At 38.1% G+C, this 15,395-nt stretch carries 12 protein-coding genes; 3 read left to right on the top strand and 9 right to left on the bottom strand.

All coding sequences use genetic code 11. The features are described 5' to 3' along the window. Nucleotides 1-205 precede the first annotated feature (205 nt). The 8 genes from FZC41_RS16755 to FZC41_RS16720 form a co-directional block, all read right to left on the bottom strand. Nucleotides 206-544: a P-II family nitrogen regulator gene (locus FZC41_RS16755; RefSeq protein ID WP_148568599.1), complete on the bottom strand. Its 339-nt coding sequence runs from the start codon at nucleotides 542-544 to the stop codon at nucleotides 206-208. A 72-nt stretch (nucleotides 545-616) separates the two neighbouring features. After that, complete coding sequence (locus FZC41_RS16750) at nucleotides 617-1,873, bottom strand: ammonium transporter (protein WP_148568598.1); 1,257 nt, start codon at nucleotides 1,871-1,873, stop codon at nucleotides 617-619. Nucleotides 1,874-2,470: 597 nt separating this feature from the next. Continuing rightward, nucleotides 2,471-2,809: a P-II family nitrogen regulator gene (locus FZC41_RS16745; protein ID WP_148568597.1), complete on the bottom strand. Its 339-nt coding sequence runs from the start codon at nucleotides 2,807-2,809 to the stop codon at nucleotides 2,471-2,473. Between the two features lie 70 nt (nucleotides 2,810-2,879). Then, nucleotides 2,880-4,136, bottom strand: a complete 1,257-nt coding sequence (locus FZC41_RS16740) for an ammonium transporter (protein WP_148568600.1) — start codon at nucleotides 4,134-4,136, stop codon at nucleotides 2,880-2,882. 619 nt (nucleotides 4,137-4,755) lie between these two features. Then, nucleotides 4,756-5,916, bottom strand: a complete 1,161-nt coding sequence (locus tag FZC41_RS16735) for a S1C family serine protease (RefSeq protein ID WP_148568596.1) — start codon at nucleotides 5,914-5,916, stop codon at nucleotides 4,756-4,758. A gap of 28 nt (nucleotides 5,917-5,944) precedes the next feature. Next, nucleotides 5,945-6,733, bottom strand: coding sequence for an MBL fold metallo-hydrolase (locus FZC41_RS16730; RefSeq protein WP_148568595.1), 789 nt, complete (start codon nucleotides 6,731-6,733; stop codon nucleotides 5,945-5,947). Nucleotides 6,734-6,887: 154 nt separating this feature from the next. Further along, nucleotides 6,888-8,165, bottom strand: coding sequence for a UDP-N-acetylglucosamine 1-carboxyvinyltransferase (locus FZC41_RS16725; protein WP_148568594.1), 1,278 nt, complete (start codon nucleotides 8,163-8,165; stop codon nucleotides 6,888-6,890). A gap of 298 nt (nucleotides 8,166-8,463) precedes the next feature. Next, entirely contained in the window at nucleotides 8,464-9,735 is a 1,272-nt protein-coding gene (locus FZC41_RS16720) for a diaminopimelate decarboxylase (protein ID WP_148568593.1), read from the bottom strand. A 303-nt stretch (nucleotides 9,736-10,038) separates the two neighbouring features. Here FZC41_RS16720 and FZC41_RS16715 point away from each other — a divergent pair, with 303 nt between their 5' ends. Continuing rightward, on the top strand, nucleotides 10,039-11,067 hold the full coding sequence (locus tag FZC41_RS16715) for a DnaD domain protein (protein ID WP_148568592.1): 1,029 nt from the start codon (nucleotides 10,039-10,041) through the stop codon (nucleotides 11,065-11,067). Then, nucleotides 11,051-12,016: an ATP-binding protein gene (locus FZC41_RS16710; protein WP_148568591.1), complete on the top strand. Its 966-nt coding sequence runs from the start codon at nucleotides 11,051-11,053 to the stop codon at nucleotides 12,014-12,016. Before FZC41_RS16715 ends, FZC41_RS16710 begins: the two co-directional genes overlap by 17 nt. Nucleotides 12,017-12,129: 113 nt before the next feature. Here the strand turns inward: FZC41_RS16710 and FZC41_RS16705 are convergent, their stop codons facing one another. Then, nucleotides 12,130-12,885 (bottom strand): tRNA1(Val) (adenine(37)-N6)-methyltransferase, encoded by a 756-nt coding sequence (locus FZC41_RS16705; RefSeq protein WP_148568590.1) that lies wholly within the window; start codon nucleotides 12,883-12,885, stop codon nucleotides 12,130-12,132. A gap of 522 nt (nucleotides 12,886-13,407) precedes the next feature. On the opposite strand from FZC41_RS16705, the gene FZC41_RS16700 reads away from it, so the two are divergent. After that, nucleotides 13,408-14,964, top strand: coding sequence for a diguanylate cyclase (locus FZC41_RS16700; RefSeq protein ID WP_148568589.1), 1,557 nt, complete (start codon nucleotides 13,408-13,410; stop codon nucleotides 14,962-14,964). Nucleotides 14,965-15,395 lie beyond the last annotated feature (431 nt).

Raw genomic sequence — 15,395 nt, 5'->3', positions numbered from 1 at the left:
TTTGCCGCCGGCTTCCTTCAGATTCCCCGTCGCCGGGGACACCCTTGCCTTAAGCTATGCACTTGGCACTACCTACCTGTACTCGGGACTTTCACCCGTTAGATTGCGTCCATGCCGGGCGCACTTATAAAAGCTCAATGTATTTGCTTCTGCAAATACATTGAGCTTGATTGAGAAAAAACTAAAAAGAAGATTTTTTCAACATTTAAACAGCGCCTTCGCCTCTTTCACCAGTTCTTATTCGAATACAGTCTTCGACTGATTTAATAAATATTTTTCCATCACCGATTTCTCCGGTTCGTACTGTATCAATGATGAGTTTAACCGTATCTTCTACTTTATCGTCAGTTACAACAATCTTGATTTCTATTTTGGGAAGCATATTCATCATGACTTCTGATCCTCTGTTATGGGCTATCCAGCCATGCTGATTGCCACACCCCAAAATCTGCCGAACATTCATTCCTTTTATTTGAGCTTTCAGGAATGCATCTTTTAGAGGTTCTAGTTTTTCTGGACGTATAATCGCTTCGATTAATTTCATATCATTTTCCTTTCCTGAATCATTTAAAATTAAAATATACTGCTATACTTCAATACTTTAATTTCTAAAATTCTATTGGTCAATTCCTGAAAATGCAGGATAAGCCGATTCACTATGTTCACTGATATCCAGTCCAAGAGCTTCTTCTTCTGGAGATACGCGAATTGCCATAACCTTCTTAAGTACTAACATAATTATTCCTGTCATCACTGCAGAATAGACCACTGAAATACAAACTGCCATAATTTGTGCTACAAATAGTTTTGTGTCTCCGAAAAATAAACCATTCCATTGAGCAACTGGATTGATGGAAGATTGGGCAAAGAGTCCAGTAGCAATACCGCCCCATATTCCGCCAATACCATGACATCCAAAAGCATCCAAAGCATCATCATATCCAAATTTTTGTTTAACTTTTGTTATAAAGAAGAAACAAATCGGGCTAACCAGAGCACCTATTACTAAAGCTGCTCCAAACGGTACAAAACCTGAACCTGGAGTGATCGCAACCAAACCAATAATTGCACCTGTCATTGCACCCATAAGGGTAACTTTTTTATAAAGAATTGATTCAATCAGCATCCAACTTAACATCGCAGCCGATGATGCAATCACAGTATTTCCAACTGCTTGAACAGCTAATCCATTGGCTGCCAAAGCAGACCCGCCATTGAAGGCAAACCAGCCTACCCATAAAATCAAGCCGCCGGTGAAAAACATTGGAATGTTATGTGGATGGTAAGCTTGTATTCCAAACCCTTTTCTAGAGCCAAGAATAATACAGGCTACCAGACCGGATACACCAGAGCTAATATGAATAACATTACCACCGGCAAAATCGACTGCTCCCAATCCAGCTATAAATCCACCTACACCCCAAACCATATGAGCCAGTGGATAATAGACAAGAATCAGCCAAACAGCTACAAAAATAAATATTGCTTTAAATTTCATTCTTCCTGATAAAGCTCCAACAAGAATCGCCGGTGTAATAATACAGAACATCAATTGAAAAATTGCAAACAATGCGGCGGGGATACTGGTGGAATATGGACCAGCATCAGTAGCACTGACGCCATTGAAAAATGCATTACTTAAATTTCCAATTACTCCAAGTCCCCCGGCATCTTCACCAAATGACATTGAATAACCAAAGGCAAACCACATAACAGTAGCTAACCCACAGCAAAATAGAACAGACATTAATGTATTGATTGCATTTTTTCTGCGAACCATTCCAGCATAGAACAATCCAAGACCTGGAGTCATAAAGAATACAAGCATTGAACTAATGAGAACAAATGCAACATCACCAGAATTAATCATGATAAATCCCTCTTTTCTTAATTATTTCGATCAGATTTTCTGATCATTTTTATATAAAACAAGATGTTTGACCAAACAAATATCTTATCTCAAATAACCAATTGACTTATTGATTCTTTTATTATTCCCCTTTTTTCCTTTCATTATTCATTTCTAAAAAAAGACGATACTAGTCATGACTATTATCGTCATTGATAAATGAATTGAACTACTTACTATTTTATTTTTTTGCAAAAAAAATCAGGGATAACAGGTAAAACCTGTTATCCCCATTGATAAATTTGTTTGTTCTTATTCTTTTTTTGAATAAAAAGGCGATAACAGGTAAAACCTGTTATCGCCTTTGATAAATAACTTAGTACTAAGAATCATGCTTTAACAAAACTATCGCCATCGATACTCTTTGAACAATTTCTTAAGATGTTTTTGATTATAACATCCAAAAACAGCTCTGTCAATATGGATTTTGAACTTTTTTTGTAATAGCAGCTATGAAAACGATTTTCTTTTTTTTCTATGGTTCAAATAAGAAAAAAGTATTTGCACAACAACTGTTCGTCCGCAAAGCCTCTTTATAAATTCAGAATAAATAACCGGCATTTAAAGAGCCTTATCGCCTCTTTCTCCAGTTCTGATGCGGATACATTCTTCAACTGGTTTAACAAAAATCTTTCCATCACCAATTTCACCGGTTCGGACCGTATCAATGATGAGTTTAACCGTATCTTTCACCTTATCATCAGCGACAACAATTTTAACTTCTATTTTGGGAAGCATATTCATCATGACGGATGATCCTCTGTTATGAGCGATCCAACCATGCTGATTGCCACACCCCAAAATCTGGCGAACATTCATTCCTTTTATTTGAACTTTCAGAAATGCATCCTTTAATGGTTCCAATTTTTCCGGACGAATGATTGCTTCGATTAATTTCATATTATTTTCCTTTCCTGACTCATTAAAAATAAAATACTTTCCTAATAACTATATTCTAATCGATAATGCGCTATTGGTCAATTCCTGAAAATGCCGGATAAGCCGATTCACTGTGTTCACTGATATCCAGACCGAGTGCTTCTTCTTCTGGCGATACTCGAATCGTCATCACCTTTTTGAGTATTAGCATTATTGCGCCTGTCATGACTGCCGAATAAATCACGGAAATACCTAATGCCATCATCTGGGCATTAAACAATTTTGTGTCTCCGAAAAACAAACCATTCCACTGAGCAACCGGATTAATGGCCGTTTTGGCAAATAAGCCAGTCGCAATGACTCCCCATATTCCACTAATGCCATGACATCCAAAAGCATCCAATGCATCATCATAGGCAAATTTTTCTTTGACTTTTGACAAAAAGAAGAAGCAAATCGGACTGACAATTCCGCCAATGAACAAAGCTGCCTCAAATGGGACAAAACCGGCACCAGGTGTAATAGCAACCAATCCGACAATTGACCCGGTCATGGCACCCATAACCGTGACTTTTTTATAAAGAACTGTTTCAATCAACATCCAGCTTAACATGGCGGCAGCCGAAGCGATCATTGTATTGACGATTGCCTGAACGGCCAATTCATTGGCTCCCAAAGCCGACCCGCCATTAAACGCAAACCAGCCGACCCACAGAATTCCGCCGCCAATAACGAATAATGGAATATTATGGGGATGATAGGATTGAATTCCATAACCTTTTCGGGTACCAAGAATAATACAAGCAACCAGACCTGAAATTCCCGAGCTGATTTCAATAACATAACCTCCGGCAAAATCCACCGCACCGAGGCCTGCAATCAAACCACCCTTGCTCCAAACCATATGAGCCATAGGATAGTAGACAAGAATCAGCCATGCGGTTACAAAAACAAACAATGCCGAGAATTTCATTCTTCCGGACAATGAGCCGACAACAATGGCCGGTGTAACAATACAAAAAACGAGCTGAAATACGGCATACAGTGCGCCGGGTATGGTGCTGGCATAGGGACCGGGTTCCGTAGCACTGACGCCGTGGAAAAATACATTACTTAAATTTCCAATCACACCGAATCCTCCGGCATCTGGACCGAATGATAAGGAATAACCAAAAACAAACCACATAACCGTAGCCAGACCACAGCAAAACATAACCGACATGATCGTATTGATGGCATTTTTTCTGCGAACCATTCCAGCATAGAACAGTCCGAGACCTGGCGTCATAAAGAACACAAGCATTGAACATATAGCAATAAATGCAATATCCCCAGAATTAAACATAATAATTTCCTCTTCTCTAATTTCTTTTTGGCAAATAATGCAAACGTTTTTACCCTTCGCATCAACCTTCTTTAATGAATAACCAGCAGTTATGGACACTTTATTAATCAATCGTATGACGATTTCATTTTTTTTAACAGCTCCCCCTTTCTTTTTTAACCATCTAATTGTTTCACTATTAACTAAAAAAAGGCAATAACAAGCAAGACTATTCACGCCTAGTCTTGACTGTTATCGCCTTTGATAAATGAATCCAATTATTATTTTTGCAAAAAAAAACGGGTGATAACAGGAAAACCCGTTATTACCTTTACAAACTTCTCAAATTTAATCGCAAACTCGATGAATATCTTCATTGATATTTACCGAACGATTTTTCAAATATTATTTATTATAGCATCAATAGCCTCATCTATCAATATAAAATTCACTATTGTTTTGGATCATCTTATTTTTTTTCATACAATCTTCTTTGCGTTAAAATGATTGCCGTCTAGACTGCTTCTCCTCATTGATAAATTCGTTTTACCGCTTTTTTGGAATAACAAAAAAGTGATAACAGGATTTCCTGTTATCACCATGAGTGAACTTCGTAGGTCTTAAAATCATGTTTCAACAGATTTTATTCTCCTGCCGAAACTGTCACATCGGTCGTTAGCGTTTGACCATTTCGTTGATAGGTCACCGAAACTTTATCTCCAGCGTTTTTAGCATACAAAATTTCCTTCATTTTTAACATGGTATTTGTTTCTGTTCCGTCGATATCCAAAATAATGTCACCAACTGCTAATCCCGCATTAGTGGCACCGCCGCCTGATTGTACCGATGCAATATAAATACCTTTTGAAAAATTAACCGCGCTGTCTGATAAATAGTAATTTGCAATTGCACGATCATATCCGGTAATTCCCATGACTGTTGAATTGAATTTTCCCGTCGCAACGATTTCGTTGAGAATTGGCTTAAGAATGTTAATTGGAATTGCAAATCCCATTCCTTCACCGGTTGTCAGCTTGTAGGAATTAATACCAATTACCGCTCCATCTTTATTAACAAGAGGACCGCCGCTATTCCCTGAATTAATAGAAGCATCTGTTTGAATCAAATCTTCAGCAATACCATTATCCAAAGGAATACTGCGATTGAGCGCAGAAACAATCCCAGAAGTAACGGTACGCTCAAAATTCAGTCCCATCGGATTTCCAACCGCCACGGCTAATGCTCCGACCACTACATTATCGGAGTCTCCCAGCTGAAGTGTTGGCAAACCTTTGGCATCAATTTTAATAATTGCCAGATCAAGAGTGGAATCAGACCAAATGAGCTTACCGTCATACGTATTCCCATCGGCCAATGATACCTTCATCGATGAGACACTATTTGAAGCAACATGCTGATTGGTTGCGATATAACCATCGCTTGTTAGAATAAATCCTGAACCAACGCCAGTCTCTTCTTGTTTTTGACCAAAAGTAGTCTTGGCTGTCTCAGTGGTTTCAATCCCAACAACTGACGGCGGTACTACCTGAGCAATCGCTTCTACAACCGTATCGGCACTGCCTTGATTAACAATAACTTCTTTCGTTCCACCCTGAACAATGGTATTGCCGTTAAAATAACTGATTCCTAAGAACACTCCTCCAACAATCAAACCACCAATTACCGCTCCAATCAGACCAATCAATAAAGGGAAAATTTTCAGGGGGATGTGTTTCTTTTCTTTGTTCAGATCAACTTTCTTAAGATCAGCTTTCTCAAGATCAGCTTTTAGATCATCATTCATTGGTTCACCTCAACTTTCGTTAAAGTTCTTACAGTTCTATTATCTCACTTACACTAGATCTTTTGGCAACAAAAAGATCGACATCTTCTTTTAGAATAACACCTGCCCCGGCAAGAATTCTCGCAGTCGTTTCATATGCAAGTAACGGATAATTGTTTTCCTCACTTAAATGAGCTAATATTAAATGTTTGGTCCCTTTTTTGACTAATGACAAAGCTAAATTTCCCGCAATTTCATTGGATAAGTGACCATAATCACTTTTTATCCGCTGTTTTAGATAAAAAGGATAACTTCCAGCCTCAAGCATCGACACATCATGGTTGGATTCAAGAAGTGTCAAATCACAGCCAAATAAGGCTTTTGTCATTTCAGGTGTTATAATCCCCGAGTCGGTAGCAATTCCCAAACGTTTTTTACCATCATTAATAATAAACCCTGCTGAATCAGCAGCATCATGTGATGTTCTAAACGCCTCAATTTCTAAGTCCTCTACTGAAAATGGCTTATCAAATTCAAAGGTTTTAATATTGTGAGGAGCAATCTTTCCTAAATCATCAACCATCGCCTCCCAGGTCTTTTCATTCGCGTAAATCGGAAGGTCGAAGCGACGAGACATTACCCCAAGTCCATGAATATGGTCTCGATGTTCATGGGTTACTAGAATTCCACAAACTTCATCTGATTTTTCCCCAATATCAGTTAAAGCTCTCTGAATTCGGATACCGCTGAGACCGGCATCAACAAGTAGTTTTGTATTCTTATTTGAGACAAATAAACTGTTTCCAGAACTTCCACTGTATAAACTACAAAATTTCAATCTTCGCTCCCTATATTCATTATTTCATTAGTTTAAATTATTCCATTCCGAATCTTCCAGAGCTCCGATTGCTGGATTTATCCTATCGAATCTTGCTTAAAGTTGACTTAACCCAGCTTTATTTTTTTAAGGTTAAACCCTTGCAATATCATTGTTAAATACCCGGATTGTCTTTTTCAGAAACACGCCGAATATCTGCTCCTAAATTGCGCAAATTTTCTTGGAGGTTTTCGTAGCCTCGATCAATATGTATAATATCAGTAACTTTTGTTTCTCCATCAGCAATCAGTCCTGCCAAGACCATGGCTGCCCCTGCTCGGAGGTCCGTTGTCCGAATCTTTGTCGCCGATAAAGCTTTAACACCAGTAATACTGGCGGTTCTGCTATTAATGGAAATATTTGCTCCCATTCTTCTTAATTCATCCACATATTTAAAACGACTTTCAAAAATGCTTTCAGTAATGGTGCTGGTTCCTTCCGCAATCGTCATTAAAACCGCCATCGGCTGCTGTAAATCGGTTGGAAATCCGGGATAAGGCATAGTCTTCACATTCACCGCCTTAAGCGGCCGCTTTCCAATAACCCGGATACCATCATCCTCTTCACGAACAGTCACTCCCATTTCAGTCAACTTTGCCGTGATCGCTTCCATATGCTTGGGAATTACATTCTTGATTAGCACATCCCCTTCGGTGGCCGCTGCTGCCATCATATAGGTTCCAGTAGCAATCTGATCAGGAATCACTGAATACTCACAACCGTGCATTTCATCTACCCCGGTAATTTTGATAACATCCGTCCCGGCACCTTTGATATTTGCACCCATCAGATTTAGAAAATTGGCCACATCGACAATGTGCGGTTCCTTAGCAGCATTTTCAATGACCGTTTTTCCATCCGCTCGAACAGCCGCCAACATGATATTAATCGTTGCGCCAACACTCACTACATCCATAAAAATATGTGCGCCTTTAAGCTCAGGCGCCTCCATTTTCACTTGTCCATGTTCAATCACAACCGTTGCTCCTAAGGCTTGAAAGCCTTTTATATGCTGATCAATGGGCCGATCCCCAATATTGCAGCCTCCTGGCAATGGCACAATCGCTTTTCTATAACGTCCCAACAACGCCCCCAAAAGATAATATGACGCCCTCATTTGCCCGGTTTCTTCTTCATAATCCGAAACATCATATGAAATTGGTTTTTCTGTATTAATTATAACGGTATCATTTTCTCTATATATTTCAGCTCCAAGCTTTTCAAGAATGTCAATCATTTTATTAACATCTTTAATGTCTGGAACATTTTCTATTTTACTTGAACAGGCACAGAGTACTGCAGCTGGAATAATTCCCAATACAGCATTTTTCGCCCCGGAGATTGTAACCTCGCCTTGCAGCTGGTTACCTCCTTCTATAATAAAAACATCCATATTACTTTCCTTTCAACGCATGCATATATGCAATATCCAATTGGTAATTATATCATAAGTTCAAAGATTATCAAGAAATCTCTTCGTATTTATCGCAATTTTTTGCAGTATTTTTTTATTTTTCACAAACTATATTCACTGTGGTACTACATAATAACATAATTTTCAGATAATCTAAAGATTATCTTATAAACAAAACAAAAAAAGCCCTTCATTCCCTTTTTATTTTGGGTTTGAAGCGCTATTATTCTCGTTTATCCGCACAATCACAAATAAAAGTACTGCTGATTGATTTTTATTAAAATCCCATCTTCTTGTAAATATCAAAACAATCCAATGTGGCAAAGTAATCCGCCGGTCTTTCCGCCCTGCGAATAAGCTCAACACTGCCGTCTTCTTTTAATAAAAGTTCCGCTGATTTCAATTTGCCATTATAATTATATCCCATTGAAGAACCGTGGGCGCCGGTATCATGAATGACTAACAGATCACCATTTTCAATTTCCGGAAGCATTCGGTCAATGGCGAATTTATCATTATTTTCACATAAAGAACCAACAACATCATATTTATGATTACATGGTGCATTTTCTTTACCCATGACGGTAATATGATGATAGGCACCATACATTGCCGGCCGCATTAAGTTAACGGCGCATGCATCACATCCAATGTACTCCTTATGGGTATGTTTTGCATGAATAGCAGTCGTCACTAGGTGCCCGTAGGGTCCCATCATAAAGCGCCCCATTTCTGTATAGAGCGAAATATCTCCCATTCCCGCTGGTACCAGTACTTCTTCAAACACTTTTTTTACCCCGGCACCAATCACCCGAATATCATTCGGTGTTTGATCCGGTGTATAAGGAATACCAACCCCTCCTGAAAGGTTAATAAACTTGATATCCGCTCCGGTTTCGTCTTTTAACTTAACCGCTACTTTAAAAAGTTGTTTGGCAAGCATTGGATAATAATCATTGGTGACGGTATTGCTGGCCAGAAATGCATGAATTCCAAAGTTTTTAACGCCTTTTTCTTTCATGATTTTAAATCCTTCAAAAAGTTGTTCCGTTGTAAACCCATATTTTGCATCGCCGGGGTTATCCATGATACCATTGCTGACAGTAAACACTCCACCGGGATTATATCGACAACTTAGCGTTTCCGGTAATTTTCCAAGTGTTTTTTCCAAAAAATCAATATGTGTAAAATCGTCTAGATTGATAATCGCCCCAATTTGGTTGGCATACTCATATTCACAGGCTGGTGTTTCATTCGATGAAAACATGATGTCCTCGCCATTTAACCCCATCGCATTAGAAAGCATCAATTCTGTTAAAGACGAGCAGTCGCAGCCGCATCCATAATCTCTTAATATGTCAATCAAGAACGGGTTTGGCGTTGCTTTTACTGCAAAATATTCTTTAAATCCTTTGTTCCACGCAAAGGCTTCTCTTACTGCTTTTGCATTTTCCCTGATTCCCTTTTCATCATAAATATGAAAAGGTGTCGGATATTTTTTTATAATTTCTGCCAATTGTTTTTTTGTCACAAACGGTTTTTTATTCATATCATTCGTCTCCTTGCTGGCTTCACTTTTTTATTTTTCTAATTAGTAGTTCCTATTGGGAACACTATATATGGTTTGATGGAATTTGTCAATCATTAATGATTGATTTCAGCCAATATAATATTGTTACCCCTTCAAGGCTCTGTTATTATCATCTCCATAAATTTTTCGGGCATTCTTTTTATTTTACTGTTCTTAAGGAAAAAATCAATTCCTCACAAATTATATTCAATGTGATATAATAGTGACATCATCTTTAGATGAACTGAAGAGTTTTAATATTTATATTACATGAGGTAAAAAATGAACCGTTTTGAATTAGTTTCCAGCCATGATGACTTGGGGGTAACGCCTATTGAAAATATTTTTATAAACCACTATATGCCGATGGCTCAAGGGGATTATGTCAAAGTCTACCTCTATGGACTGAAACGTTGCTTCAACCAGGGGTTGACCCCTATTAGCAACGAAGATATTGCGAAAGATTTAAACTTACTCGAAACCGATGTAAAAAAAGCCTGGGATTACTGGGCTTCTGAAAAAATCATCTCTATCGAATACACAGGGACCCGGGATGCTCTTGTACGTTTTTTTAACATCACCGGCACAATGCTCTATAAAAATGAGGAAGTTCCCAAAACAACGGTGCCTCGACATCAAAATTCCACCGATACCATGGAAGACCGGATTGGCCGGATGTATGAAACCATTCAGGATATGTATGAAAGCCGAACGATTTCCCGTAAGGAAACACAGCTTTTTAAATATTGGCTGAGTGAATATAATTTTACGCCTGAAGCGGTGATTCTCATTGTGGAATATTCCCTCAATATGATCAATAAAAAAGACCGAACCTTTACACCCGCTCAGGTAATCAGCTATTTAGAAACTGTTGCGAAAAGTTTCTACACTGCCGAAGTTCGGGACCACCTGGAAGCTGAAGCTTACATTAAAGAATCTGCCCAAAAAAGAAAATCTTACTATCAGATTTTCAAGTACCTTGGCATTCAGCGCAATCCCATGGTTTCAGAACGTAAAATGATGGATATCTGGTTTTTCGACTATGGCTTCTCGATGGAAATCATTGTTCAAGCCTTGTCCCGAACCAATAAACCGAATCTGAAATACATCGATGGCATCTTAAAGAATTGGCATGAACAGGGCTTCAAGACCCTTGAAGATATTAAAAATGACAAACCCAAGCCGCGAAAAGCGGTAAAAGAGACTGTCGAACCCATGAGTGATTCCCGTAAGCAGGCTTATCTGGATATGGAAGTCGCATTTACCGAAGATTTATGGCCGGAACTGGAGGTAGATGATGAAAACCTATAAAGCTGCGTACGCATTGCTGCTTGAGAAGCAAAACGCCTATCAGTTTAGGCAGCGCAAGAGAAAAGAGACCCTCTATAAAAACAAACCTGAACTTTCTACCATTGACAGTAACATCAATCATCTGGGCATTGCCCTGACCCGGGCGACCATTGCCCATGACTTGGGAAAAGCTGATGCCATTCGAAACAAAATGAGTGCATTGGAAGACCGAAAGAAAGAAATATGTTTGGGCCATGAGGATCTCCTGTCCCATTCCTATTTTTGTCCCCACTGTAAAGATACCGGAATGATTGGTTCAGATATTTGCCAATGCCTTAACCAATGCCTGTCGGAAGTCAGTTTTTCAACCTACGATTTAAAGTCAAGAGCCCAGAAAGAAACCTTTGAAACTTTCAATTTTGATTATTATTCGGATATCCCCATGATCGAAGGCGTCCCCAGCCCCAGATCAAATGCTCAGACCAATAAAAAATTGATGCAAATATATTGTCAAAATTTTGATTCATTACAAGATCAGCTCCTGTTTACAGGACCTCCGGGTGTCGGCAAAACCTTTATGTCCAACTGTATTGTCAACAAGCTGGCAGAAAAAGGTTACGGCATTGTTTATGTTACCGCTGCCCATTTGGTCTCCAGCATTCAAGACCAGCTTTTCAAAGAAGGCAAAACATCCGAAGAGATTTTCAAGCCGCTGATTCTTTGCGACCTTCTGATCATCGATGACCTGGGGGCTGAATTTTCTTCTGAGTACAGCCAGAAACAGCTTTATGAAGTAATCGACAGTCGCCTCAATGCCGATAAAAAAATGATCATTTCGAGCAATTTGACCGTTATAAAGATACAGGAAATCTACGATGAACGTCTTTCATCGCGAATATGTGGAAATTTTAAAACCATCGCTTTTCACGGAGAAGATATCCGCATCTTAAAAGTAAAAAAATCCCGATAACAATTTCATCTTCCATTTCTAAAAGCTAATTCTTCACCCAGTTAACGGTTGAACCTTGATATATAATTGGCTTTAATTTCCAAAATTTTTCGAACTTAAACCGGAATAAATTTTTATTCCGGTTTTGTCATTCCGTAGATATCATAAATTTCCTGTGTATACTGCCCTTCCTCATTGTAAACAATCAGGGGCGCATCTGCTTTCAACCCTGGTCGTCCGCTTTTTCGCCCTTCAATCAAGACAAGATTCGCCTCTTTTTTTATTGAAGGATAAACAAACTGAAGATGCTTGACCTCAATTTTATAAGTTCGCATGAGTGAAATAATATCTCCAAGGCGTTCAGGACGATGAACGAGAAATAATCGACCCCGATCTTTAAGCATCCGCTTGCTGAAAATAAGTATATCTTCGATATTACATAAAATTTCGTGACGAGAAATTGTTTTGGTCTCCTGCTTATTTTTTAATCCCGCCTGAGCGCGCATATAGGGAGGATTACTCACCACCACATCATAAAAATTCGGTATAATTTCTTCTCCCGGTTTTGTAATATCCCCATGAATAATTTTTATTTGTGCTGAAAGTCTGTTAAGCGCCACACTCCGCCTGGCCATTTCCACCAAAGGCTCCTGAATTTCCAACCCGGTAATGGATTGAGCCTGTGTTTTTCCATATAGCAATAAAGGAATAATACCCGTTCCCGTTCCCAAATCGATAATATGGATTGATCCTTTCGTCCGTTTTGAAACAAACCAGGATAACAAAACCGCATCCATTCCAAAACAAAAATACTCCGGATTTTGTATAATTTTGAGATTTTCAAGTCCTAGATCCTCGATTCTCTCTCCTTTTTTTAATAAGTTATCCACATTTAATTCCTCCATTGTGCACTATTTCATGATATTTTGGGTTTATTCACAATCTTTGTCCACAAAACATTGATTTTTATCCACTAATTGTGGATAAAATGTTATTCGCTATCATATTATCCTCAGAAACATCCGATAACATGGGATTTCAAGAATATCTTATTTATTCATCGCCTGTTGATTGTTTTTTGCTATCTTATCCACATATGCACAAAAAAATGTTAACAAATTACATCAGTTAATTTAATTCCTTTAAAACAGCCATTTGAAACTTTTCTTACAAAAGAAAACAATCTAAACCCTGTTGATAAAAAAGAAATTCCTCGGGAGCTGGCATTTTTTAGTTTTTCCCTTTAATATATAAGAATTCTTTGCTATAATGGTAAGTCATAGAGGACTACTCCATGTTAGCTTTCTTAAGCATCCCTCTTTAAAACTTTCTTTATCATCCTCGATTATGATGATAAAGTCAATCATGAAATATAAATTGCAATGAAATTTAAATGCGAAAGCGATGGAAATATGATGGATAATGAAAAAATCCAGCCCAGTAAATTGGATATTATTCTTAAAAAAAAGAAAACTTTAGACGATACCATCCAAGAGTGCGAGATCCGTATTGATAAAAAACTCGCATCCTTGGTTGAAGAAGGTATTATTTCTAAAGAAATGAATCCCAATATTTTTGAAACAAATTTTCAGGATTTAACTCAATCAGATGACCATTTTCTTTCAGGTATTGATATTTCTGATGACGATGCTTTGGATCAGGCTGTTCTTAATTCCCGACCATTTGATAATAAGGGCAATCAGTTAGCTTTTTCTGGCGATGATCTATTACTTAATAAAGCCTCGAAAAGCAGCAGTATTTTTGATACCAATACCACAGCTACAGAAGAAGATGACGATGAAGAGCTTCCGACACTTTCAAAAATTCTCGGCCGACCATCTTCTTTTAGCGATAACTATGCCGAAGAAACCCTAGTGCCAAATGACTTGATTCCGCCAGATGCCCTTTCAAATATACAAGAAAAGCCTGAAGAATTAATTCAGACTTCGACTCGTCCTGATCTATCTGAAAGTGAAAAAGGCTCTTCTGATGCGTTCATATTAAATGAAGATTCGTTAGAGCCTGAAACAAAAGAAGATTTTCAAACCAAAAACAAAGCAGCAATAAAAGCTTCTAAAGCCCCAGTTTTAAAAGAGAAAAAAGCCAGTCCCGTTAAAGAAAAAAAGACGCCTATTCAAAAACCAAACCTAATTGACATGCTTATGCCTCTGATATTCTTTATTATTGGGCTTGCTTTCTTTGGTGTTTTTTTAACACTGGCCGCCTACACTTTTAATTTTGTGGATTACTCAGTGTTGTTTATTCTATTTACCTGTTTGATTTTCACAATTGCCATGCCGGTTGGTGCCAGTATCTTTTTTATGATCCTTCTTTTGTTCAGCTATATCGTGATATCACTCATTTCTATTTTTTATCTTGAAGTCCCCTTTGAGCTCTATCAAATCGGTTGGATTGTTGTTATTCCCCTGCTTTTATTGAGCAGCACCCTTTTGATCAAAAAGATACGTGAGCTTTTTGAATTTAAAAAATCTCTGGAGCGTCAGCTCGCTGCCTATGATAATCTGGAAGAAAGCCCGGGACTGACCATTGAAAAAGCACATTACAAAGATTTAAAGTATGCCATGGAGCGAGCTGCTAAAGGCGAAACCATTCTTACCCTTGAAATGATTTCGATTTCCCATTTAAAAACGCTTGAATCAATTAACGGTTCCCGTCTTTGGGATGAAATTCTTTTCAAGACTATGAAAATAATTAAGATGCATTGTTACAATACCCATCTTATTTATATTCTGGACGGAAGTATTTTTAGTATCATTATGGAAAATACCTCCGTAAAAAATCAATTGCTCATTAATCAAGGCATTACCGAAGCTTTTAATAACTTGATTTTAGAATACGATGCCATTGATGAACATGTTGAACTTATTATTGCTCCTGTTCCTTATTCTCGGGATATAACCAATCCCTTTGATTACAGGGCTCTGGGTTTACGACATCTTAATAGCTGAAAGACCACCTAACTGTTTATTATAAATAATAAAAAAAGCCCTTCAAAAGTTTAACTCTTGAAGGGCTTTTTCATTATTTATGAAGCAGTTATTATTTATTTGATCATTGATTTAAGAACCGGCATTTGATCAGCCTTGCCGTCGGTCTAATGGTTCTCTTTCTACTTATTGTTATATAAACTATCGTTGCAATACTTTGGTTATTTCTCATTAAAAAAGAAGATACGAAAGTATCTTCTCAGAGCGAAGACAAACCCGATTACAAGCAAACAAAGCTGTAGTCGGGTTTTTATATTGCTGCCCCAAAATGAAAAAACAGAATAAAACGTGAAGGCAACCCAAAACGCATTCGTTTTCGGTACAGCAGATTTGCCAGTTTTTTCATATTCAGGCATGCCAAAGTCAGCCCGATCTGCATGGCAACCCGGGCC

The sequence above is a fragment of the Acetobacterium paludosum genome, from assembly GCF_008086595.1.
In the GTDB taxonomy this organism is placed as follows: Bacteria; Bacillota; Clostridia; order Eubacteriales; family Eubacteriaceae; genus Acetobacterium; species Acetobacterium paludosum.
This window is presented reverse-complemented; position numbering and strand designations above follow the sequence as displayed.